Source organism: Stenotrophomonas genospecies 3 (assembly GCF_054473855.1).
On the sequence record NZ_JBTMUR010000007.1, the window covers coordinates 1 to 21,482 of the forward strand.

27 protein-coding genes, 1 tRNA gene, 1 pseudogene and 1 riboswitch are annotated in these 21,482 nt (G+C 66.4%); of the genes and pseudogenes, 12 read left to right on the forward strand and 17 right to left on the reverse strand.

Annotated elements, in window-relative coordinates:
* Window positions 1–78 precede the first annotated feature (78 nt).
* The 4 genes and pseudogenes from ACX9OT_RS10555 to ACX9OT_RS10570 all read right to left on the reverse strand — a co-directional run.
* Window positions 79–318, reverse strand: a pseudogene (locus ACX9OT_RS10555) (pyridoxamine 5'-phosphate oxidase family protein); the annotation flags it as partial.
* Between the two features lie 68 nt (window positions 319–386).
* On the reverse strand, window positions 387–1,382 hold the full coding sequence (locus tag ACX9OT_RS10560; RefSeq protein WP_049400370.1) for an LLM class flavin-dependent oxidoreductase: 996 nt from the start codon (window positions 1,380–1,382) through the stop codon (window positions 387–389).
* A 199-nt stretch (window positions 1,383–1,581) separates the two neighbouring features.
* Window positions 1,582–2,349, reverse strand: a complete 768-nt coding sequence (locus tag ACX9OT_RS10565) for a sulfurtransferase (RefSeq protein ID WP_049421507.1) — start codon at window positions 2,347–2,349, stop codon at window positions 1,582–1,584.
* A gap of 312 nt (window positions 2,350–2,661) precedes the next feature.
* Window positions 2,662–3,027 carry a DUF6164 family protein gene (locus ACX9OT_RS10570; protein WP_032128940.1) on the reverse strand — a complete coding sequence of 122 codons (366 nt, stop codon included), beginning with the start codon at window positions 3,025–3,027 and terminating at the stop codon, window positions 2,662–2,664.
* A gap of 70 nt (window positions 3,028–3,097) precedes the next feature.
* On the opposite strand from ACX9OT_RS10570, the gene ACX9OT_RS10575 reads away from it, so the two are divergent.
* A complete protein-coding gene (locus ACX9OT_RS10575; protein WP_049421508.1) occupies window positions 3,098–3,532 on the forward strand; it encodes an FKBP-type peptidyl-prolyl cis-trans isomerase in 435 nt (144 codons plus the stop codon).
* Entirely contained in the window at window positions 3,519–4,766 is a 1,248-nt protein-coding gene (locus ACX9OT_RS10580; RefSeq protein WP_125894752.1) for a TIGR03862 family flavoprotein, read from the forward strand. The genes ACX9OT_RS10575 and ACX9OT_RS10580 overlap by 14 nt, the downstream gene beginning before the upstream one ends.
* Window positions 4,767–4,874: 108 nt before the next feature.
* Here the strand turns inward: ACX9OT_RS10580 and ACX9OT_RS10585 are convergent, their stop codons facing one another.
* From ACX9OT_RS10585 to ACX9OT_RS10600, 4 genes are all read right to left on the reverse strand, one after another.
* Window positions 4,875–5,336 (reverse strand): GNAT family N-acetyltransferase, encoded by a 462-nt coding sequence (locus ACX9OT_RS10585; protein ID WP_049399957.1) that lies wholly within the window; start codon window positions 5,334–5,336, stop codon window positions 4,875–4,877.
* A 160-nt stretch (window positions 5,337–5,496) separates the two neighbouring features.
* Entirely contained in the window at window positions 5,497–7,119 is a 1,623-nt protein-coding gene (locus tag ACX9OT_RS10590) for an FMN-binding glutamate synthase family protein (RefSeq protein ID WP_459001993.1), read from the reverse strand.
* Between the two features lie 55 nt (window positions 7,120–7,174).
* Window positions 7,175–8,461, reverse strand: a complete 1,287-nt coding sequence (locus ACX9OT_RS10595) for a nucleotide sugar dehydrogenase (protein ID WP_049399955.1) — start codon at window positions 8,459–8,461, stop codon at window positions 7,175–7,177.
* Between the two features lie 142 nt (window positions 8,462–8,603).
* Window positions 8,604–9,038, reverse strand: a complete 435-nt coding sequence (locus ACX9OT_RS10600) for a BLUF domain-containing protein (protein ID WP_032128935.1) — start codon at window positions 9,036–9,038, stop codon at window positions 8,604–8,606.
* Between the two features lie 131 nt (window positions 9,039–9,169).
* On the opposite strand from ACX9OT_RS10600, the gene ACX9OT_RS10605 reads away from it, so the two are divergent.
* A tRNA-Leu gene (locus tag ACX9OT_RS10605) sits at window positions 9,170–9,256 on the forward strand.
* A 23-nt stretch (window positions 9,257–9,279) separates the two neighbouring features.
* On the opposite strand, the gene hemN is transcribed toward ACX9OT_RS10605, so the two are convergent.
* Both hemN and ACX9OT_RS10615 read right to left on the reverse strand, forming a co-directional pair.
* On the reverse strand, window positions 9,280–10,689 hold the full coding sequence (gene hemN / locus ACX9OT_RS10610; RefSeq protein ID WP_459001996.1) for an oxygen-independent coproporphyrinogen III oxidase: 1,410 nt from the start codon (window positions 10,687–10,689) through the stop codon (window positions 9,280–9,282).
* A gap of 44 nt (window positions 10,690–10,733) precedes the next feature.
* Entirely contained in the window at window positions 10,734–11,174 is a 441-nt protein-coding gene (locus ACX9OT_RS10615; protein WP_032128934.1) for a group III truncated hemoglobin, read from the reverse strand.
* A gap of 179 nt (window positions 11,175–11,353) precedes the next feature.
* Here ACX9OT_RS10615 and ACX9OT_RS10620 point away from each other — a divergent pair, with 179 nt between their 5' ends.
* Window positions 11,354–11,641 carry a hypothetical protein gene (locus ACX9OT_RS10620; RefSeq protein WP_459001998.1) on the forward strand — a complete coding sequence of 96 codons (288 nt, stop codon included), beginning with the start codon at window positions 11,354–11,356 and terminating at the stop codon, window positions 11,639–11,641.
* Window positions 11,638–12,687: a 4Fe-4S dicluster domain-containing protein gene (locus ACX9OT_RS10625; protein WP_121503772.1), complete on the forward strand. Its 1,050-nt coding sequence runs from the start codon at window positions 11,638–11,640 to the stop codon at window positions 12,685–12,687. The genes ACX9OT_RS10620 and ACX9OT_RS10625 overlap by 4 nt, the downstream gene beginning before the upstream one ends.
* Window position 12,688: 1 nt before the next feature.
* Here the strand turns inward: ACX9OT_RS10625 and ACX9OT_RS10630 are convergent, their stop codons facing one another.
* Both ACX9OT_RS10630 and ACX9OT_RS10635 read right to left on the reverse strand, forming a co-directional pair.
* Window positions 12,689–12,925, reverse strand: a complete 237-nt coding sequence (locus ACX9OT_RS10630) for a hypothetical protein (RefSeq protein WP_032128931.1) — start codon at window positions 12,923–12,925, stop codon at window positions 12,689–12,691.
* Between the two features lie 353 nt (window positions 12,926–13,278).
* Complete coding sequence (locus ACX9OT_RS10635) at window positions 13,279–13,488, reverse strand: helix-turn-helix domain-containing protein (protein WP_032128930.1); 210 nt, start codon at window positions 13,486–13,488, stop codon at window positions 13,279–13,281.
* A 111-nt stretch (window positions 13,489–13,599) separates the two neighbouring features.
* On the opposite strand from ACX9OT_RS10635, the gene ACX9OT_RS10640 reads away from it, so the two are divergent.
* Together ACX9OT_RS10640 and crcB are read left to right on the forward strand one after the other, a co-directional pair.
* Entirely contained in the window at window positions 13,600–14,001 is a 402-nt protein-coding gene (locus ACX9OT_RS10640) for a transcriptional regulator (protein ID WP_010486043.1), read from the forward strand.
* 22 nt (window positions 14,002–14,023) lie between these two features.
* Window positions 14,024–14,087, forward strand: a riboswitch (Fluoride riboswitch).
* Between the two features lie 82 nt (window positions 14,088–14,169).
* Complete coding sequence (crcB, locus tag ACX9OT_RS10645; RefSeq protein WP_032128929.1) at window positions 14,170–14,562, forward strand: fluoride efflux transporter CrcB; 393 nt, start codon at window positions 14,170–14,172, stop codon at window positions 14,560–14,562.
* 3 nt (window positions 14,563–14,565) lie between these two features.
* Here crcB and ACX9OT_RS10650 read toward each other — a convergent pair whose 3' ends face one another.
* The gene (locus ACX9OT_RS10650; RefSeq protein ID WP_032128928.1) at window positions 14,566–15,399 is read right to left on the reverse strand and encodes an AraC family transcriptional regulator; all 834 of its coding nucleotides are present in this window, start codon (window positions 15,397–15,399) and stop codon (window positions 14,566–14,568) included.
* A 96-nt stretch (window positions 15,400–15,495) separates the two neighbouring features.
* Window positions 15,496–16,008, reverse strand: coding sequence for a P-loop nucleotide/nucleoside kinase family protein (locus tag ACX9OT_RS10655; RefSeq protein ID WP_459002003.1), 513 nt, complete (start codon window positions 16,006–16,008; stop codon window positions 15,496–15,498).
* 261 nt (window positions 16,009–16,269) lie between these two features.
* Here ACX9OT_RS10655 and ACX9OT_RS10660 point away from each other — a divergent pair, with 261 nt between their 5' ends.
* The 3 genes from ACX9OT_RS10660 to ACX9OT_RS10670 all read left to right on the forward strand — a co-directional run bounded on the left by ACX9OT_RS10660 (window position 16,270) and on the right by ACX9OT_RS10670 (window position 18,515).
* Window positions 16,270–17,343, forward strand: coding sequence for an alpha/beta hydrolase family protein (locus ACX9OT_RS10660; protein WP_459002005.1), 1,074 nt, complete (start codon window positions 16,270–16,272; stop codon window positions 17,341–17,343).
* Window positions 17,344–17,431: 88 nt separating this feature from the next.
* Window positions 17,432–17,632, forward strand: coding sequence for a hypothetical protein (locus tag ACX9OT_RS10665; RefSeq protein ID WP_032128925.1), 201 nt, complete (start codon window positions 17,432–17,434; stop codon window positions 17,630–17,632).
* A 118-nt stretch (window positions 17,633–17,750) separates the two neighbouring features.
* Complete coding sequence (locus ACX9OT_RS10670) at window positions 17,751–18,515, forward strand: thioesterase family protein (RefSeq protein ID WP_459002007.1); 765 nt, start codon at window positions 17,751–17,753, stop codon at window positions 18,513–18,515.
* Between the two features lie 15 nt (window positions 18,516–18,530).
* Here ACX9OT_RS10670 and ACX9OT_RS10675 read toward each other — a convergent pair whose 3' ends face one another.
* Together ACX9OT_RS10675 and ACX9OT_RS10680 are read right to left on the reverse strand one after the other, a co-directional pair.
* Entirely contained in the window at window positions 18,531–18,800 is a 270-nt protein-coding gene (locus ACX9OT_RS10675; RefSeq protein WP_032128923.1) for a hypothetical protein, read from the reverse strand.
* A gap of 123 nt (window positions 18,801–18,923) precedes the next feature.
* Window positions 18,924–19,628 carry an ArsR/SmtB family transcription factor gene (locus ACX9OT_RS10680; RefSeq protein ID WP_459002010.1) on the reverse strand — a complete coding sequence of 235 codons (705 nt, stop codon included), beginning with the start codon at window positions 19,626–19,628 and terminating at the stop codon, window positions 18,924–18,926.
* Between the two features lie 105 nt (window positions 19,629–19,733).
* On the opposite strand from ACX9OT_RS10680, the gene ACX9OT_RS10685 reads away from it, so the two are divergent.
* Entirely contained in the window at window positions 19,734–20,375 is a 642-nt protein-coding gene (locus ACX9OT_RS10685) for a flavin reductase family protein (protein ID WP_189719739.1), read from the forward strand.
* A gap of 10 nt (window positions 20,376–20,385) precedes the next feature.
* On the opposite strand, the gene ACX9OT_RS10690 is transcribed toward ACX9OT_RS10685, so the two are convergent.
* Window positions 20,386–20,907, reverse strand: coding sequence for a GNAT family N-acetyltransferase (locus ACX9OT_RS10690; RefSeq protein WP_459002012.1), 522 nt, complete (start codon window positions 20,905–20,907; stop codon window positions 20,386–20,388).
* A 107-nt stretch (window positions 20,908–21,014) separates the two neighbouring features.
* Here ACX9OT_RS10690 and ACX9OT_RS10695 point away from each other — a divergent pair, with 107 nt between their 5' ends.
* Window positions 21,015–21,419, forward strand: a complete 405-nt coding sequence (locus tag ACX9OT_RS10695) for an NUDIX hydrolase (protein WP_032128919.1) — start codon at window positions 21,015–21,017, stop codon at window positions 21,417–21,419.
* Window positions 21,420–21,482 lie beyond the last annotated feature (63 nt).

Here is a 21,482-nt window from a genome sequence, read left to right on the forward strand (position 1 = left end):
ACTGCGCCTGATTGTTGATTTCATTGAACATTCCTTTTCCAGAGGGAAAAGGTGTCAACCCAATTCAGGACGGGTCAAGGTGTTCTTCGATGGCGAGGCATAGGCCACGTTGACGCGCGGGTCGAGCGCAATCTCGGCCACCTTCGGGCTGTCGGCAGTGATGACGAACCACAGATCACCGTCGAAGGTGACCTGCTGGGTGGCCAGCGGCCGGCTGTAGAGGCGGCCGTCGACGCCGGTGGTGGTGAACATCGCCACCTCCACGTCCTTGATCAGTTCTGCCAGCTGGGCAATGTGTTCGGCGCGGGTGTCGGCCATGTGGGGGCTCCTTCGATATGAGCCCCCATCAGACGCGGTTCGGCCGCAATGGGCCGTGACGCAATTGTTCAGCCCGCGTGGCGGGCGTGCCAGGCCTGCATCGCCAGTTCGAACGAGCGCAGGCGCGCACGGTGGTCATACAGGTTGGCGGTGAGCATCAGCTCGTCCGGCTTGTGGCGCTCGACAAACGCGGCGATGCCTTCCGCCACCTGCTGCGGATCTCCCAGCACGGTGCAGGCCAGTGCCCGCTCCACGCCCACTTTTTCGTGCGGCTCCCAGAAGGACTCGATGTCGTCGATGGGTGCCGGAATCTTGCCCGGTCGGCCACGACGCAGGTTCACGAAACTCTGCTGCTGGCTGGTGAACAGGCGCCGCGATTCGGCTTCGCTGTCGCTGGCAACGACGTTCAGGGCCAGCATCGCGTGCGGCTGCTTCAGCGTGGCCGAGGGGCGGAATTCGCGGCGGTACACCGCCAGCGCTTCGTCCATCACGTCCGGTGCGAAGTGCGAGGCGAACGCGTATGGCAGGCCCATCGACGCGGCCATGCGCGCACCGAACAGGCTGGAACCGAGGATCCAGGTCGGCACCCGCAGGCCACCACCCGGAACCGCCTGCACCGCCTGCCCGGGCTGTACCGGTTCGAAGTAATGCAGCAGCTCGCGCACGTCCTGCGGGAACTGGTCGGCGCTGTCGAAATAGCGGCGCAGTGCACGCGCGGTCGGCTGATCGGTGCCCGGCGCACGGCCCAGGCCGAGGTCGATGCGGTCCGGATACAGCGAGGCGAGCGTGCCGAACTGCTCGGCCACCTGCAGCGGCGCATGGTTGGGCAGCATGATGCCGCCGGCACCGACGCGGATGCGCTTTGTGCCACCCGCCACGTGACCGATCAGCACGGCGGTGGCCGCGCTGGCGATGCCAGGCATGTTGTGGTGTTCGGCCAGCCAGTAGCGGCGGTAGCCCAGCGCATCGGCGTGCTGGGCCAGTTCCAGCATGTTGGCGAAGGCAGCGGTGGTGTCACTGCCCTCGCAGACCGGGGCCAGGTCAAGGATCGACAACGGGATCATCAGCAGTTTTCCGTCACAGGATCCCCCATGAATGGGGTCGGTCGGGCGCGGCGGCCAGTGACGGTGGCGGGATGCTGATTCCCGTGGGACGGGTTCAGGGCTGACCGCGCTGATCCGGTAGTGCCGGCCGCTGGCCGGCAGGCAACCTGCCCCGGCAGCCGGCCAGCGGCCGGCTCTACCGGGGAATCGACGTCCCGGCTTAGAACGCGCTGGGGCGCGGCTCCGGCAGCGGCTGGTCGACCATCGGCTTCAGCTCGGCATCCAGCGCCACGCGCTCGTCGAACACGAAGCAGCGGCCTTCGTAACCTTCGCCGCCCACCTCCTCGAAGTAGCCGAGGATACCGCCATCGAGCTGCAGCACGTTGTCCATGCCGTCGTTGACCATCCACAGCGCGGCCTTCTCGCAGCGGATGCCGCCGGTGCAGAAACTGACCACGGTGCTGTCTTTCAGCGCCTCACGGTGCGGCGCCAGCGCCTCGGGCAGGTCGGTGAACTTGTGAATCGGCAGCACCAGCGCATCCTTGAAGGTGCCGTACTCCACTTCCTGCAGGTTGCGGGTATCGAGCATCACCACCGGCTTGCCGGCGTCATCATGCCCCTGCCGCAACCAGCGCTGCACGGTAGCCGGATCGACCGCCGGTGCACGCGGATACTCCAGCGGCTGGCCGTCATCACGGCGGAAGCTGATGATCTCGTCCTTCACCTTGGCCTTCAGCCGCGCGAACGGCTGATGCTCGCTCAGGCTGGTCTTGACCCGCATATCGGCAAAGCGCGCATCGGCATGCAGCGCCGCATAGAAACTTTCGACCGCCTCCGGCGCACCGGCCAGGAACAGGTTCAACCCCTCGCCCGCCACCAGGATCGTGCCGCGCAGCTGCGCCGCCTCGGCACGCGCCAGCAGCTGGTCGCACAGGGCCTGGGGGGCGTCGATGACGGCGAAATGGTAGGCAGCGGTATTGGCGATCATCCCGCCATTTTAGCGCCAGACCACTCCAGGGTCAGATTTTCACGTTCATCCACGCATGGCGTGGATCTACAGAGTTCATGAACCTGTCAGAGGCGTGGCGGTGTGGGCAGGCGGGGGCGCAGAGCGCCATGGATGGCGCTCTACGAGGCACGCAGGAGCAGTTTTTGCCGTCCCCCGCCTGCCCACACCGCCACGCCATCCCACGGAATGCCAGCTGTTGCTGTTGCTGTTGCTGTTGCTCTTGCTGTTGCTGTTGCCGGCCAGCGGCCGGCACTACCGCGGGTGCCGGGTGCAACCCGGCCAGAAGCCCCATTACCCCCGCAACAGCACGAACGGCAGCAGCACCAGCGCCGCCGCACCGGCCATCGCCAGCAGCACCAGCACCACATATACCGGCCGGCGCCGGAACAGGCTGCCGAAGGTCTCCGCCGTCCCCTCGCGCAACGCCTGCTCGCGCTCGGCACGGATGCGCGGCCCGCGTTCGGCCTGGTACTCGGCCATCAGCGCCTTTGCACGCGGATGATCGGCGTCCTCGCGCAGCCACAGGCCGCCGTTGGAAATGCCCCAGGGGCTGGGTTCGGTGCGATACCAGGCGATGCCGTGCTGGTCGAGCAGCGTGCAGACATCGGCGTATTCGTCGTCGCCGACATTGCGCAGATTGAGCAGGAGTTTTGCCATGGCCCCATGATACCCGGCGCCGATGCGCTACCCTTGCCGCCCTCGCCCTGCGCCCTTCCGGAGACGCCCGATGCGCCGCCTGCTGCTTCCCCTGCTGCTGTCCCTCGCCGCCGTTGGCTGCTCGACCGAACCGTCCGGCCCGCCGCCGGGTGGCACCCTGACCACCTTCGAGCGCATCGATACCGTCCCGGGTACCGGCGCCGAAGCCGTTGCCGGCAACAAGGTGACCGTGCACTACACCGGCTGGATCTACGACAACCGCACCGAAACCAAGCACGGCAAGACCTTCGACAGCTCGGTCAGCCGTGGCGAACCGTTCACCTTTGCGCTCGGCGCCGGCCAGGTCATCCGCGGCTGGGATGAGGGCGTGGCCGGCATGAAGGTCGGCGGCAAGCGCACGCTGATGATCCCGCCGGACTACGGCTACGGCGACCGCCGGGTTGGCCCGATCCCAGCCGGCTCGTCGCTGGTCTTCGATGTCGAGCTGCTCGATGTCAAACCGTAATACCGCAACGTCTCTGCGGGTCGCCGTCATCGGCGGCGGCCCGGCCGGCCTGTTCGCCGCCGAGCGCCTGCGCGCCGCTGGGATGGACGTGGACCTGTACGAGGCCAAGGGTTCGCCCGGCCGCAAGTTCCTGATCGCCGGCAAGGGCGGGCTCAACCTCACCCATTCCGATCCGCGGCCGCTGTTCGACAGCCGCTACCGCGAGCAGGCCTCTGCCGTGGGACGCTGGCTGGACGGCTTCGACGCGCAGGCGCTACGCGACTGGGCTGCCGGCTTTGGCGTGGAGACCTATGTGGGCAGCTCCGGCCGCGTGTTCCCGGTCGACCGCAAGGCAGCCCCACTGCTGCGCGGCTGGGTGCGCCGCCTGAAAGAACAGGGTGTGCGCCTGCACGCCAACCACCGCTGGATCGGATGGAGCGACGACGGCGCCCTGCGATTTGAAACCGAAGACGGCGCCGTTGAAGTGCATGCCGATGCTACCGTGCTGGCCATGGGCGGCGGCAGCTGGCCGCAGCTGGGCAGCGACGGCGCCTGGGTCTCGCCACTGCAGGCACGTGGCGTGGATATCGCACCGCTGCAGTCGGCCAACTGCGGTTTCGACGTGGACTGGACGCCGTTCTTCGCCGAGCGCAATGCCGGCGCACCGTTGAAGCCGGTGGTCGCGCACTGGCTGGACCTGGCGGGACAACCGCAGTCGCTGCAGGGCGAGTGCGTGGCCAGCGAGTACGGCATCGAAGGCAGCCTGATCTATGCATTGGCCGCAGACCTGCGCGAGACCATCAACCGCGATGGCCACGCGATGCTGTGGCTGGACCTGGTACCGGGCCGCGATGAAGCACGCCTGCTGGCCGACCTGTCACGCCCGCGCAAGGGTCGCAGTTTCGGCGAGCACCTGCGCCGCCAGGCCGGCCTGGATGCAGTGAAAGCCGCACTGGTGTTCGAGATGCTGGGCAAGGAAGCGGGCAACGACCTGCCTGCCGTGGCAGCTACGCTCAAGCGCCTGCCCCTGCGCCTGCTGCGCCCCCGGCCGATGGCCGAGGTGATCAGCACCGCCGGTGGCGTGCGCCTGGATGCGCTGGATGATGGCCTGATGCTGCGGGCAGTGCCCGGCGTGTTCTGTGCCGGCGAGATGCTGGACTGGGAGGCGCCGACAGGTGGCTACCTGCTGACCGCGTGCTACGCCAGTGGCCTGCGTGCTGCGGAAGGCGTGATCGGGTGGCTGGCGGCGCGTTGACACCTGCGTTGTAGAGTCGAGCCATGCTCGACTGCTTTTGATTCAGGCGATAGAGCAGTCGAGCATGGCTCGACTCTACAAAAAACATCGAGCAAGCCCGACGCTACATCACCACGGCCGGCGCATGCTCACCGAGGCCAGCGCCACGCCACTGGGATGCGGATAGGTCTCTTCGCGCACGCTGATGAACCCGTGCCGTTGATAGAACGGCACGGCGTTGAGCGAGGCCGACAGCACTACCTCACGATCACGATCGGCCATCGCCAGCAGGCGCTGCATCAGCGCCTGGCCGATGCCCTTACCGCCGCGATCCGGATCGACGAACAACGCATCAACCTCGTTGGCATCGGTATCAAACACGCCGAACCCGAGCAGGACACCCTGCCCGTCCTCGGCCACCACGCAGCCCCCCTGCGACAACAGCCGCGCGTACTGCGACGGTGGCGGCGAGGCAGACCAGGGCGCGATGACCTCGGGAGGGTAATGGCTGCTGCAGGTCTCGCGCACACAGCGCGTGCGCAGGGCCCACAGCCTGGCCACATCATCCATGGTGCCGGTCCTGAACTGCATGACGCCTCCTTGTAGAGCCGAGCCCATGCTCGGCTGTTCTTCGTTCCAACAGCGCGATGCCTGATTGAAAGGCAGTCGAGCAAGACTCGACTCTACAGAATCGTTAATCTCGACGCCTGATCGAAAGGCAATCGAGCAGGGCTCGACGCTACAGCAACGGTTACCGCGACTTGCTGGCGCGCAGCGCCTGGATCTTCGGCGGCGGCTGGAACGAGTCGCTGCGTGCATCGGCCCAGAACGCATGGAACACCGCATGGTCGGGCACCTTGTGCAGCAGTTCGCCTGGATCCAGGTAGCGGTACAGCGAGGCCAGCGAACGGATTTCCACCGGTGAGACGCGGCGCAGGATGTGCTCCGGCCCCAGCTCGGCCGGATCGTTCAGGCCCGCCGCACACAGCAGCTCCTTCAGGGCGTGCAGCGTGTGCTCGTGGTAACTGTACACACGGGTGGCCTTGTCCGGTGCATCCAGATGCTTCCAGCGTGCCGGGTCCTGGGTCGCGATGCCGGTCGGGCACTTGTCGGTATGGCAGCTCAGTGATTGGATGCAGCCCAGCGCGAACATGAAGCCTCGGCCGGCATTGCACCAGTCAGCCCCCAGCGCGATGGTCCGCGCGATGTCGAACGCGCTGGTGATCTTGCCGGCCGCACCGATGCGGATGCGATCGCGCAGATCCAGGCCGACCAGGGTGTTGTGCACCAACAACAGCGCTTCGTGCATCGGCACGCCGACATGGTCGACGAACTCCGCCGGTGCCGCCCCCGTGCCACCCTCGGCGCCGTCGACCACGATGAAGTCCGGTAGCAGCCCGGTTTCCTGCATCGCCTTGGCAATGCCGAACCACTCCCACGGGTGGCCGATGGCCAGCTTGAAACCGACCGGCTTGCCACCGGACAGCTCGCGCAGGCGTGCAACGAACTGCAGCAGCTCGACCGGCGTCGAGAACGCCGAGTGACGCGACGGTGACACGCAGTCCACACCCATCGGCACGCCACGCGTCACCGAGATCTCGGCGGTCACCTTTGGCGCCGGCAGCACGCCACCGTGGCCGGGCTTGGCGCCCTGCGACAGCTTGATCTCGATCATCTTGACCTGATCATGGGTGGCATTGGCAACGAAGCGTTCCTCGCTGAAACCGCCCTTCTCGTCACGGCAACCGAAGTAGCCCGAGCCGATCTCCCACACCAGGTCGCCGCCCATCTCGCGGTGGTAGGGCGAGATCGAACCTTCGCCGGTGTCGTGATAGAAGCCACCGCGGCGTGCGCCTTCGTTCAGCGCGCGGATGGCATTGGCCGACAGCGAACCGAAGCTCATCGCCGAGATGTTGAACACGCTGGCCGAATAAGGCTTGGCACAGTTCGGGCCGATCAACACACGGAAGTCATGCCTGGCGATGGCGGTCGGTGCCAGCGAATGGTTGATCCACTCGTAATCCACCGCATAGGTGCTGCGCAGGGTGCCGAACGGCACCGTGTCCATCTCGTTCTTGGCGCGCTGGTAGATCAGTGCACGCTGCTGGCGCGAGAACGGCACGTCTTCCAGGTCGCTCTGCACGAAGTACTGGCGGATCTCCGGGCCGATCGATTCCAGCCCGTAGCGGAAGTGCGCCATCACCGGATAGTTGCGGCGCAGCGTGCTGCGCTTCTGCAGCAGGTCCCAGGTCCCCAGCGCCACCATCGCGGCAGTCAGGCCGACGCCCCAATACCAGGCCGGCCAGATCGTGGCCAGCCACAGGCATATCGGGAACATCAGGATGGCGAGCAGGTAGACGATATACCGGTGCATGGCTTTCCTCGGTTGCAACTGCCCCCGAGTCTACCGCGCCGCCCGCTGCCAAGGCTTACAAGCGATCGTCAACCACGTTGCGCGGCCAGGCCGATTTCACGTCGTAGACCAGGCCTCCCGGCGCCAGCAGCCCCCGGATTGCGGATTCATCCATCGCCTTGAAACGGGCGTGGGCCACCGCCAGCACCACCGCGTCATAACACCCCGCCCCGGGATCGGCCAGCCAATCCAGGCCCTCGCCGGTCAACGCCGCCGGGCCGACCCAGGGGTCGCTGACCTCCACCTGCGCACCGGCATCGCGCAGGCGTTGCGCCAGCTCCAGCGCGCGGCTGTTGCGCAGGTCCGGGCAATCCTCCTTGAAGGTCACGCCCAGCACCAGGATGCGTGCGTCCGCCGGCGCACGGCCACGCTCGGCCAGCATCGCCAGCACCCGCGCCGCCACGTGCTCGCCGACGCGGTTGTTGACCTGCCGTGCGGTGTGGATCAGGTCCGGGTGATAGCCCACGCTCTCGGACTTGTGCAGGAGATAGTACGGGTCCACGCCGATGCAATGGCCGCCGACCAGCCCCGGCCGGAACGGCAGGAAATTCCACTTGCTGCCGGCGGCGTCCAGTACGTCCTGGGTATCGATGCCCAGCCTGTCGAAGATCAGGGCCAGCTCGTTGACCAGCGCAATGTTGACGTCGCGCTGGATGTTCTCGACCACCTTGGCCGCTTCGGCCACCCGCATCGACGGTGCCGGGAAGGTACCGGCAGCGATGATGCGCTGGTACAGACCATCAATCACCGCAGCAACTTCCGCTGTCGAGCCGGAAGTGATCTTGCGGATGTCGGCCAGGCGCCGCTGGCGGTCGCCGGGGCTGACCCGTTCCGGGCTGTAGCCGCAATAGAAGTCTTCGTTGAAGCGCAGGCCCGAACCCTGCTCCAGCAGCGGCACGCACACTTCCTCGGTGGTACCGGGGTAGACCGTGGACTCGTAGATCACCAGGTCGCCGGCGCGAAGATGACTGGCAATCAGCCGTGTCGCCGAACGCAGGGGCTCCAGGTCGGGCTGCTCGTAAGCATCGATCGGGGTCGGCACGGTGACGATGTAGACGTTGCAGGCATCGAGCAGTGCCGGATCGCTGCCGTACTGCAGCAGCTGCGCACTGGCCAGTTCGTCGGATTCCATTTCCAGCGTGTGGTCCTGGCCGTTGCGCAGCTCGGCGATGCGACCGGCATCGATATCGAAACCCAACGTCGGCCACTGCCGGCCAAACGCCACCGCCAACGGCAGGCCGACGTAGCCCAGGCCGATCACCGCAAACCGAGGTGCGCTGGCCGCCGCTACCGGCGCACTCATCGGCACATCCCGCGCAACGGATGCGATCGCACATACGCTGCCATGGCCTCGGCCAACACACTCATCTGCTGCACCACTCCGGAAAACCTGCGCCAGAAAGGGTACAGCCTACCGGCCCCGGCGCCCTGCCGCCAAGGCGGGCTCAGGACCCCAACGCCACCGCGGCCGGTTCCAGTTCGCCGTCTGCGCCGGTCCAGGCCTGCAGCAGGCGCTCGAATCCACCGCTGCCAAGCAGGAAGCCGGGCCACGCGGCGTCGACGATCTGTGCCAGCAGCTCCGGTTCGATCCGCCGCGTGCCCATCGACCAGCGCGGAAATGCGCGCTGCACCACGGGGGCACGGCACAACACTTTCAGCTGCCCGTGGCTGCGCGCATTGAGGATGCGCTGGAACACCGAATCGATGCCGTCCTCCGGGCCCTCGAGATACTGCAGGAAGCGCGCTCCGTCGAACATCAGCACACCGGTGACACCGGCTACACGATTGAATGCCGTGGCGTCGGCCAGCAGGCGGTCAAGATCGGTTGTCTGCAGATCGGCGCGGGCCTCACTGGCATAGGCAATCGCGTGCAGCGACATCAGGTGGCTCCCCCCCTGGGAACGATGGCAGGGACTATGACATGAATGCGATCGACAGTTAAGCACGCCGCGGCCATGATGCAATCCGGTTGCGGAACCGCAGGTGGGCTACAATCGGCGCCGCGCTGCAGGCCCGGATGGCGAAACTGGTAGACGCATCGGACTTAAAATCCGCCGACCGCAAGGTCATGCCGGTTCGATTCCGGCTCCGGGCACCACACGCACGCAGCACGTCCCGCTTTCAGATCGCCCGCGAATAACGTGGTTGCTCGTGCGCGGCACGCAGATACGGGTCAAAGCACATCGCCAGCAGCCGCAGCAGCGGTCGCCCGGGTTCACTGGCGCGCACCACGCCATCGCGGTATTCGGCCAGGCCGTCTTCCTGCAGCCGCTGTACCGAACGCAGGTCCTCGGCAAAGTACTGCTCGAAATCCACGCCGTGACGCTGGCCCAGCACCGTGCCATCCACTTCGCCCTGGCACATCAGCTGCTGGATCAGTTCCGCGCGCAGCTGGTCGTCGGCACTCAGTGCCACGCCGCGCCAGACCGGCAGCTGGCCCTGGTCCACCGCATCCTCCCACGACGGCAGGTCGCGCGGATTCTGGCTGTAGGTGGCACCGATGTGGCTGATCGCACTCACGCCCAGGCCAAGCAGATCGGTATCGGCGTGGGTGGTATAGCCCATGAAGTTGCGATGCAGCTGGCCTGCGCGTTGTGCGCGCGACAGATCCTCTTCCGGCAACGCAAAGTGATCCATGCCGATGTACTGGTAGCCCGCCGCGGAGAGCTTCTCCACCGCCAGGCCCAGCAGCGCCAGCTTGTCTTCCGGCGACGGCAAACAGCTTTCGTCGATCTGCTTCTGTGCGCGGAACAGATGCGGCAGATGCGCGTAGCCGTAGACCGCCAGGCGGTCCGGGCGCAGCGCCAGCACCAGCTCGAGGGTGCGACCGAAGCCTTCCAGGCTCTGTCCCGGCAACCCATAGATCAGATCGACGTTGACCGAACGCATGCCGCTGTCGCGGCAGGCGCGCAGGATGTCCAGCGTCTGCTGCACGCCCTGCACGCGGTTGATCGATTCCTGCACCTGCGGATCGAAATCCTGCACGCCCAGGCTGGCCCGGTTGAAGCCCAGCCGCGCCAGCATGGCGACGTCGCGGGTGTCGATGAAGCGCGGATCGAGTTCGATCGAGAAATCGCGCTGCGGCGAATCACTGAAATCGAAGCGCCGGCGCAACCCTTCCACCAGCGTGGTCATCGCTTCGGCATCGAGGAAGTTCGGCGTACCACCACCCAGGTGCAGCTGGATCACCTCGCGGCCGTCATCGAACTGCGGCGCCAGCAGGTCGGCCTCGGCCAGCACGCGTGAGACGTAGCTGTGGCCACGACCGCGATCACGGGTGATCACCCGGTTGCAGCCGCAGTAGAAGCAGGGGCTGGAACAGAACGGCACATGCACGTACAGCGACAGCGCACGGGCCAGCTGGTTGCTGTCGGCGATCGCCTGGCGCAGTGCCGGCGCGTCGAAGCCATCATGGAAATGCGGCGCGGTCGGGTACGAGGTGTAGCGCGGGCCCGGCCGGTCGTGCCGACGCAGAAGATCGGGGTCGAAGGTCCAGGCCAGGCCACCAGCGGCGGGAGAGAACGTGTCCATGCCGCCAGCATCGCGCCGGGCGGCCTGCGCCGCCTTGACCCAGATCAATCCTTGGCAGGGATGCCCAGCACCGGCAGGCCGACCTGTGGCCAGCGCAGCATCTGGTAGCGCTTCCAGAAGGTGTCACCGATGCGCGCGGCCACGTCGTTGGCCAGCTCCTGCATCGGCGGGTTGTTGCATTCGGCGGTGGTGATCCGGAACAGCACCAGCCAGCGGTCGAACAGGTCCTTGTCCAGCTCGATGGCCATGTGCTTGGACATCGGCGAGCCCTTGAACCGGCGGGTGCCGCGCAGCATCGCCGACCAGAAGTCGACCAGCTGCGCCAGGTGCTCGGGCCAATCGTGGACGTGCGCGCCGAACACCGGCCCCAGCCGCTCTTCCTCGCGCACGCGCGCATAGAAGTCGTGAACCAGGCGGGTCACTTCCTGCTCGGTGCACAACTCGGGCGAGGCGACGGGGAGGACAGGCGGCGGTGTTGCGTTCATCGGGGTACCCAAAGCGTGCCGGCAGTGTGCCGCAGCCGGCCATCACCACCGTTGATCCAGATCAATGTCGGCGCAGTCCGCTGCGCCTAGGCTGGCACGCTTGCAGGAAGCATGCCCTGCGGATGCGGCGCCGACCCTGGCGAAGTATACGCGCCGCCCACTTTTCGATCCGGGACAGCATGAACAGACCTTCTCCCAACCGCCGCCAGCGGCTGATCCAGCAGTGGGGCGCCATCCTCTGGCCCAGCTTCATCGCCGCCGGCGTGGCCAGCGTGGTGTTCTTCGCCTTCGTCGATCCATTGCGCCTGCAGGCCATCAGTTTCCCGGGCATCGCAATCAGCCGCGAACTGGGTTACACGGCGGGATTCTTCATGTTCTGGTCGGTGACGGCACTGTCCAGCGCGGTCACCTGGTACCTGCAGCGGCCCATGCCGAGCGATGACGACGACGAGCTGCCGCTGGGATGAGCACGTCATGTACCCGGACTCCCCGTCCCTGGCACTGGCGCGGCACGCTCAGCGCCGCCCTGCTGGCGCTGTTCTACGCACTGCCGTGGCTGCGCTGGGAGGGCCGCCAGGCGCTGCTTCTGGACATCAACGCGCGGCGATTCGACCTGTTCGGCTGGACCCTGTGGCCCGGCGACGTCGGCGTACTGATCGGCCTGCTGGCGGTACTGGCCGTCGGCCTGGCGCTGCTTACCCACCTCGCCGGACGCATCTGGTGCGGCCATGCCTGCCCGCAGACGCTGTGGCGGCGCGCCTTCGACTGGATCGCCCGCAGCGCGGCCCGCATGCTGCCGGCACCTGCTGTACGCCCGGTCACCCAGCTTGCCTGGGGACTGCTGTCAGTGTGGACCGGCATTACCTTCGTCGGCCTGTTCAGCCCGATCACCGGCTTGCTGGCCGCCGCGCCAAACGCTGGCTGGAGCGGCTGGGAAACGTTCTGGGTACTGTTCTATGCCGCTGCCACCTGGGGAAACGCCGGTTTCCTGCGCGAGCAGGTCTGCCGTTCGCTGTGCCCGTTCGCACGCATGCAACCACTGCTGACCGATCCGCATACGCCGCGCATGCTGTACGACGCCCGTCGCGGTGAGCCGCGCGGGCCACGTCCATCCGGGCTCGGCGGGGTGCTGGGCCGTGGCCGCGGCCTGCTCGACCCGACCACTGCGCAGGACTACGTATTCCGCGCCGCGCATCCGCTGCTGGCTGGACCGATGCCGACCTTCAGCGCCGACCGTCTGGGTGATTGCACCGATTGCGCGGCCTGCGTCATTGCCTGCCCGATGCAACTGGACATCCGACAGGGACCGCAAGCCGATTGCCTGGCCTGCGGTGCCTGCCTGGAGGCCTGCGCACAACAGCAGCACCGGGCCGGTTTCGGTCCGGCGCTGGTGCGCTACTGCAGTCCGCAGGCAATGGCCGGACAACCGAAGCGCCTGTGGCGACCCCGGACGTTGGCCCTGCTGTCCTTGCTGCTGGCGCTGCTTGCCTGCGGCGCCTGGCGCCTGCTCTGAATCAACGCGACCCGCTGGCGTGCGGCGGCACAAGCTGCGCACGCCGGACGATGCCCAGCTGTTCGATGATCAGCGCCATTTCATTGGTGACTTCGGTACGCTCGGTCCCCTGCGGGACCAGACGGTCCAGCACCTGCTGGTAGGTATCCCAGAACGCCGGACCGCATCCGTGTTTGTGGTAACTGGCTTCCAGTTCGCGGCGTACCCGTTCAGCCAAGCCATGCATGCCGTATTCCATACGACCTCCGTTGGACTTGTTCTGCATTGTTGACGGTCTACCGACTCACTTGCGTGCTACTGAAAGACTCCCAGGCTTCACGCTTGGTTGACTCCAATTAGTCATAGATTTCACGACAGGTCAATTACATGCGGCGACTTTAGCGATTGAAATTATTAATCGTTCACGAAACTACATACGGGACCCCGGGGCCCCCGGATGGGGTGAAGCCGACAGGCCGCGGGAACCATGGACCGATGACTCCAGTAGATGGCGCCGATTGTGACCCTCAGATCGATCGATCTTGCCTATTTTGCTAAGCATACTTAGCAAATTGCGCTTAGCGTGCTAAATGCGACAAAAGGCGGCGCAAGTCAGATGGATTCGCCCGCCGACGCTTCTGTCGTGGGGAACAGGTTCGGATAGCGCTGATGCAGGATGTACTGCCGCAGGGCCGGAATCGGGAAATCCTTCGGCCATTGCGACACTGCGGAACGGCTGATGCCAAAGAAGCGGGCCAGTTCGGCATCGGTCTGGAATCCCAGCCGGGTGCGCACCTGCCGCTTGCTCCAGAATTCGGTCACGGTCGGTCCTTCTGTTAACCAGACTGATTCTTGCGACAAGGCTTCTTCGCAATCCACGCGTTAAGCTGGCTTGCATAGATGAATACTCTCGGCCAACGACTCGCGGCAGCCATGAAGAAAGCCGGGCACCCACGCCCGGCCGATCTGGCACGCGCCGCCAAATCAACGACAGCAACCATCAGCAACTGGCTCAACGACCACGTGAGCGCCTCGCACGTGAAAGCCGAACAGCTGTTCCGCATCGCCGATGCGGCCAAGCTGGACGCACGCGAGCTGCTGTACGGGGTCAGCGGGCTCGGCGTCGGTGAGCCTGGCAGTGCCTACATCCCCAGCCAGGCCCATCTGGATGTCTGGCAGGACGCCTACGAGCTGGTCAGTCACCTGGTGGCCGAGAACGGGCTGGAGATCGACCATCGCCGCCATGCAGCGTTGGATCTGCTCGCGTTCGAACTGCTGATGGATGGCTTCAGCCGCAGCAAGGTCGCCCGCGTGCTGACGACCTCGATGACGTGAATGCACCGCCGCTGGTAGCATGGACCGCGATGGGGATGGGGCTCCCCCGATAACCGCCTGAGAAGGCTGATGGCTCCTGCCAGGACGAACCCGGTGTTCGTCGACGGCAGGTCGTGCCTGCCCTCGGCGTTCGCCATTGACCCTGCGAACCCGCATTCGAGGCACGCCATGCAAACACTGAACAATTATTTCCTGGTCTTCGTCGGAGGCGGCATCGGTGCCTGCCTGCGCCATGCCTGCAACCTGATCGGCGCGCGGGTGGCCGTCGGCAGTCCCTGGCCCTGGTCGACCTTCCTGATCAACGTCAGCGGCGCCCTGCTGATGGGCGTGGTGGTCGAGGTCTTCGCGATGCGCAATGGCGCCTCGCCGCAGCTGCGCCTGCTGCTGGCCACCGGCATCCTCGGCGGCTACACCACGTTTTCCACCTATGCGCTGGAGATCGGCCTGCTGCTGCAGCGTGGCCAGCATGGGCTGGCGGCACTGTATGCCGGCGGCTCGGTGGCACTGGGCCTGGCCGGCCTGTTCGGTGGGATGAAGCTGGCCCGGCTGGTGCTCGGCTGACGCTCAGGCCGCACTGGCACGGGCCTGTCCCCGCCATTCCCGCGGCGACTGCCCGGTGTGCGCCTTGAACGCGCGCGACAGCGCCGCTTCGCTGCCATAGCCCACATCATCGGCAATCCGCTTCAGCGGTCTGCCTTGGCGCAGTGCCTGCTGCGCCAACCCCACCCGCCAGCCCTGCAGGTACTGGCCCGGCGTGGTGCCCATCGCCTCGCGGAAGCTGGCGGCGAACACGCTGCGTGACATGCCGGCCACTTCGGCCAGGTCCTCCAGCGTCCACGCCTGCGCCGGCGCTTCATGCATCGCCACCAGCGCCAACCGCAGCCGCGGATGACCCAGCCCGGCGAACAGGCCGCCACGCATCTCGCCGCCTTCCATCAGCTGGCGCAGCACCTGGATCATCACCACCTCGAACAGCCGGTTGACCATCGCCGCCCGCCCGCAACGCTGCTCGAACGCTTCTTCGAACAGCAGTTCCAGCGCCGCGTTGCCGCCATACAGATCGGCCAGCGGCAGGCAGATGAAATCAGGCAGCGCGGCGCTGATCGGATTGAGCCGGCCGCCCTCGAAATGCAGGTTGGCGCAGGCCATGTCGGCGCCCTGCTGCGGGTCGGTGCTGAAGCGATGCGGCATCGGCCGCGGATACAGCAGCAGGCTCGGCACTTCGACCTGCACGGTCTGCTGCCCGTGGCTGACCTGCACCGGCCCGCGCCGCACCAGGTGCAGCTGACCCGCCTCGTCTTCTCCCTCCAGCGTGTTGATGCCGCACAGCGCACCGGCATGGAATACCGAGGCGGTCACCGCAAAACGTTCAAGCAGTATGGCGAGACGGTCGACCATGACGGGACTCCGGGTCAAGCGAGGCGAGCTCAATGCGACAGATCGTATCGGAATCGCCACCGAAATGGTCGACTGAACGCCGCACTCTCTGCGCCCTCAAGCCTCCTGTGAATGACGGATCACCATGAAGCCCTCTTCCTGCGCAGGTGCCACGAAGTGACGGGTGATCTGCTCGAAGGCTTCGTCGCTGGCCTGGAACGGGTGCTCGCCGCGCGCGTTGCGGGCATGCAGCCGCGCCTTGCAGATGGCGTCGGCAACATCGAGAAAATGCAGCTGGTGGGCAACACCGGCCGACTCGAACAGTTCGCGGCCCCATGCACGGGCGGCCGGCGTATTGAACGGAACGTCGAGCACGACCGAAACGCCGGCCTGCAGGATCGCGCATACATGCCGCGTCAGCGCTCCGCGCAGCGCGGCCGCGTGCTGCAGGTAATCGGCAACGGAATGGATCTGGTCGGGATACAGCGCGGCCAGCCAGGCGTCCTCGCTGATCAGCACATGACGTGGCTGCGCCGCCAGCTGCTGCGACAGGGTGGATTTGCCGGCACCGATCTTGCCGCACACCAGGTGCAGGGTCGGCGCATTGTCGGTCGATGAAAGATGATGCATCTGCGTTCTCCTCGATGGATTCCAGTACCCGGGAGAGCGCCGCATGCAACCCGCCTTCCCGGGCGGGTTGCATGGCCGTGGCGACCGCGCGCTATCCCGCCTTCCCGTGGGGAATGCGGATAATCGACGCGGTGCTGTGCAGGACCATGCCGCCAGCGTAGAGCGCAGCCTGGCCGGCGGGCAATCCCCTGCGGCAGTGCAGCGCGCGCAAGGTTTTGCGGGGATCTATGCTCGGCGCCATTCCCGCATGGAATGACCACGATGCGACCCTTGCCCGGATACGCGCTTGCCCTCTGCCTGATGCCTTGGATGACATCGCTGGCTGCACCGCCGCCAGCGCCGCGCACCCTCAGCGGTGAGCTGCAGGGCGCACCCTGGCGCCTGGACGTGCCGGCTGACTGGAACGGCGACCTGGTGATGCTGGCGCACGGCTACGAGCCGGTGGGCGTGCCACGCACTACGCCGATGACCGCCAATGACAGCACCGCAACGCTGCTGTCCGCAGGCTACGCCGTCGCGCAGAGTGCCTACGCCAGCCAGGGCTGGGCAGTGGCCGATGCGATCACCGACATGGAGCGCCTGCGCCAGCACGCGCTGGGCGAACTCAAGCGCGTGCGCCACACCTGGCTGCTCGGATTCTCGATGGGCGGCGCGGTGACACTCGCCAGCCTCGAACGCTTCCCGCAGCACTACACCGGTGGCGTCTCGCTGTGCGGTGCCAATCTCAGTGGCGAACAGATCGCCGCAGATCTGCTGACCACGCTGGTCGCCTTCGATTACTTCTTCCCCAACGCTGCAGGCCTGCCGGCCACCGGACTGGCTTCGCATGAAGCGGCCGTGCTGCCGCAGGGAGTGCTCTATCAGGGCATCGCCGGCGCGCTGCAACGGAATCCCCAGCATGCCGACGTGCTCGCCAAGCGACTGCAGGTCGCTCCGGATGCACTGGCCGGGACAATCAGCCTGCACACGCTGGTCCTGCATGAACTGGCCACGCGCAGCGGCGGCATGCCGGCCGGCAACCTTGGTGTGGTGTACAGCGGATTCGGTGACGACGCCGCGTTCAATGCAGGCGTGCAGCGCATCGCTCCCGTGCCTGCGGCACAGGCCGATGTCCGCGCGAAGCTGGCACTGAGCGGCGCGTTGAAGCGACCGCTGGTGGTCCAGTTCAACAACAACGATCCCACCATCGTGCCGCACATGCAGGCGGTGTATCCGCAGATGGCCGCACAGGCCGGCGCGCGACCATTGCCGCGCGTGCTGCCGCCGGTGGGCGAAGGGCATTGTGGCTTCTCTGAAGCACAGGTTGTCGATGCCTTGAAGGCAATCCAGCGTTGAGCTCAACGTGTCGCAGCGCATCAGGGGCGCGCCATAAGGACTGCTATGGTGGCCGGGCCCATTGACGGGCACACAAAGGACTGACGTGATGATCAAGACGACCTTGAAGACCGTGATGTTCCTTGGCATGGCCGTGACCGGGCTGGCCTTCGCCGCAGGCCCCTGTGAATTCTGCAGCCAGCAGTACGAGTATTGTCTGCGCGCAACCTCAGGCCCACTGGCCAAGACACCCGCAGAATGCCTGGCCCAGTACAAGATGTGCCGCGAAATGGATTGCCAGTCCTCCTGACCGGCATCCGGCCGGCTCCTGCGGGAGCCGGCTCAGCCGGCCACGCTGCCAAACGCTTACGATGCAGGGACCCGCGCAGCATCTGCCGCCGCCCCTCCCTGCTGACACAACGCACACGATGGCCTTCTTCGAACGACTGAGCGACACCCGCTACCTGCCGACCGAACACACGGGCGGCGCCTGGAACATCCGCGAACAACACATCGCACCTGCGATCGGGCTGCTGGCGCACCACCTGGAACGTGACGCCGCAGCGCGTGGGCACGGTTTTCTGATCGCGCGCCTGTCCTACGACATCCTCGGCACCATTCCGATCGAAGCGATGGAGGCCCACGTACAGGTGCTGCGCGGTGGTCGCACCATCGAACTGGTCGAAGCCACGCTGCGCCATGACGATCGCCCCGCGCTGCGCGTGCGTGCATGGCTGATGCGCCCGAACGATACGCAGGCCATCGCCGGCACGCCGATCACCGGCATTGCTCCGCCGGAATCAATGCCCGCGTGGGACCCAGGTACGGTCTGGCCAGGCGGTTTCATCAAGAGCGTGGAGATCCGCCGACATGATCAGGGGCCCGGCCGTGCCACCTACTGGGCGCGCGCGAAGCACGCGCTGCTGGACGGCGAGCCGGTCAGTCCGCTGGCCCGTGCCGCCACCCTGTTCGATCTGTCCAATGGCATGGCCGTGCGCGCCGATCCGAAGGAGGTCGCCTTCCCCACCCTCGATCTGACCGCGCACCTGTTCGGCATGCCCGAAGGCGAGTGGCTGGGCTTCGACACGTCGGTGTCGTTTGGCCACCAGGGTCTCGGCTTGACCAGCACCGTGCTGCACGATGCGCGCGGTCCGATCGGCATGCTCGGCCAGGCACTGACCGTACGCCCGTGACCCCAAAGGGCGGCGTCAGCCGCCCAGCGTACCCATGGTGAAGGTGTAGCCGGAGCTCATCAGGAATTCGCGCATGCGCATCTCCGCGCGCCGCGGTGAGGCGAGGTTGGCCGGTGCATACAGCGCGTAGACCACGCCCGCGCCTTCGATGGCTTCACGCCGCACGCCACAGTGGCGGGTCTCCGAAGCAATCACCCATCCATCCTTCAGCCGATCCGGTCCGATCGACTGGCCGTTCATCAGGCGGAACGTCAGCCAACGTACTTCCACAGAAGATTTGCTCATTGCCGGCATACCGCCAGCGTGCCGCGATCGTTCATGTCCTTGCTCGCCATTGCAGCTCCCTAAGACTTGGAACTCGACCATAGCGCCTTGCCATGTCGTGGGCGAATGAGACTGGAGGGGCCCTTATGTCGCCAGGCCGAACCGCGTCCACAGCGCTTCGCGCCCCGGCTGCGTCAGGCGCAGTTCGCGTCGACCCTCAACCCGCCGAAGCCAATCGTTCTTCACGAAGCTGTCCAGCATCGCCTCGCCGACCAGCCCGGCCAGATGCGGGCGCCGCTCGGTGCAGTCCAGGCATCCTCGGCAGTAGCGCGCAGGCTTGACCGTCACGGGAAGCCGCAGCAGCTCAGCCAGCGGCTGGCCGAGCTCCTGCAGGAACGCTGCGCCCTCCACACTCACCCGCCAATGCGCCTGGTGCGGGACCAGGTGCCCTGCCTGCAACAAGCGGTCGGTGATCGCCACCGCATGCACACCGGCCAGATGCCGGTAGCAGGAACGCGCCTGGCGCAACGCCGGCATGCTGCGTGATGCCTCAGCGGTGCAGGACGGCGTGCGGTGCGCAACGCGCAGGATGCCCTCCAGCATGTCGGCGACTTCGTGCGAGGCCAGCCGGTGATAGCGATGGCGCCCCTGCGCGACAGCGACCAGCAGGTCGCCCTCGACCAGCCTGCGCAGATGCGTGCTCGCCGTCTGCGGTGTCACCCCAGCCACGCGTGCCAGCTCCGTCGCAGTATACGCACGCCCATCCATCAACTGCAGCAGCATGGATGCGCGCGCCTGGTCGCCAACCAGGGCACCGACGCTGACAAGGGAACCGGAGGTGTGGACCATGCCCGCATTGTGGCACGCCGTTGCAGGCCGACAGTTCGATGCAGGCCGAAGCGTCGGCACCCGCTGCCAAGGCACAGTGGCCACCCCGATAGCGCAAGGCCTGCCGTGAAAACCGCTCCGATTCCCCGCCGCTGCATCACCCCTTCGGTCCTGTACCCGGGCACGCCTGTGTTGCTGATGACCACGCTGAACGACGACGGCAGCAGCAACATCAGTCCGTTGTCTTCGTTCTGGGCCCTGGGCAACCGGGTAGTGCTGGGCCTCGGCGTGCAGGGTCAGGGCTATCGCAACCTGCAGCTGCGCAACGAGTGCGTACTGAACTTCCCATCCTCCGCGCAGGCCGCACAGGTCGAGGCCATCGCGCGCGCGACAGGCTGCCACCCGGTGCCCACTGCCAAACAGGCGATGGGCTACGTGCACGTCCGCGACAAGTTCGCGCTGGGGGGCTTCAGTGCGGTCGCCTCGACGCACGTCGCACCAGAGGCGATTGCCGAGTGCCCGCTGCAGGTGGAAGTCAGCGTGATGGCGATGCACCCGCCCGGCGAGGATGACGGTCAGGGCTTCGTGATCGTCGAAGGACGGATCCGTTGCGTGCATGCGCACGAAGCGATCACCGTGGCTGGCACCCAGCACATCGATGTCGCCCACTGGAAACCGTTGATCTATCTGTTCCGCCACTACCTGAGCGTGGGTGAACCAGTCGGGCGCAACTTCCGCGCGCAGACGCCGGTCTACGATCCGGCGTAGAGCGGGTGATTCAAGGTGCCGGCGATGGTCGGTGACTGGTCACTGAAATCCAGTACGACACCATGTCCACATAGCGGCCGTCGCGCTTCACCGCGCGCGGCTCGACGCCGGATTCGGTGAAACCCAGCGATTCATACAGCGCGCGCGCGGCGGCGTTGTCCGCCAGTACCGTGAGAGTGAGCGATTCGATGCCTTCCGCGCGCGCAGCCGCGAACGCGGCAAGAAGAAGCTGACGGGCGACACCCTGGCCTCGATGGCCAGCACCCACATGGACACTGTGCACTTCCGCCGTATGCCGTCGCGCCATCCGCACCGGGCGTACGTAACGCAGGAAGCCCACCAGCATGCCGTCAACGAACGTGCCGAAGTAGCGCGTGCCGGGATCGGCAAGCTGGGCGCGCATCACGTCCGCCGAGTCATCCTGCGCCTCGGCCAGCGTGGACAGGAACGCCGCGGGCGACTCGCGAAGGGCCTGCAACCGTGCTTGCCAGAGAATATCGGCGTCGTCAGCGCTGAGTTGCCGGAGAAGCATGCGACACACCTGTGAGGATGCTGATGCACAGGTGCCCAGCCTAGCGCGGGTTCGCCTGATACGGCGTGCATGCAAGAATGAAGACGGCTCCTTCTTCATTCTCTGCCATGACTGAACTTCAGATTCCCCGCGTTGGATGCGGCGCCGTCGTCCGTGATGCCGACGGCCGCATCCTGCTGATCCAGCGCGGACGCGATCCGGAGCGCGGGCACTGGGGCCTGCCCGGCGGCAAAGTCGACTGGATGGAAACGGTGGAGGCTGCCGTGGTCCGCGAAACTCGCGAGGAGACGGCGTTGGAAGTGACGCTGCTGCGCCTGCTGTGCGTGGCCGATCATTTCGAGCCGACACTTGCGCAGCACTGGGTTGCGCCGATCTTCGAGGCTCGGGCACCTGCCGGTGCCGAGGCCTCCATCCAGGAGCCGGGTGTGCAGACAGGGCTGGGCTGGTTCGCGCTGGATGCGCTGCCCCAGCCACTGACCCAGGCCACGGTGCAGGCGCTGGCCAGGCTGTAGCGGATATCGATCCGGACGCAGGTTAGCTGGCATCCAGACAAACAAAAAAGCCCCGACGGGAGT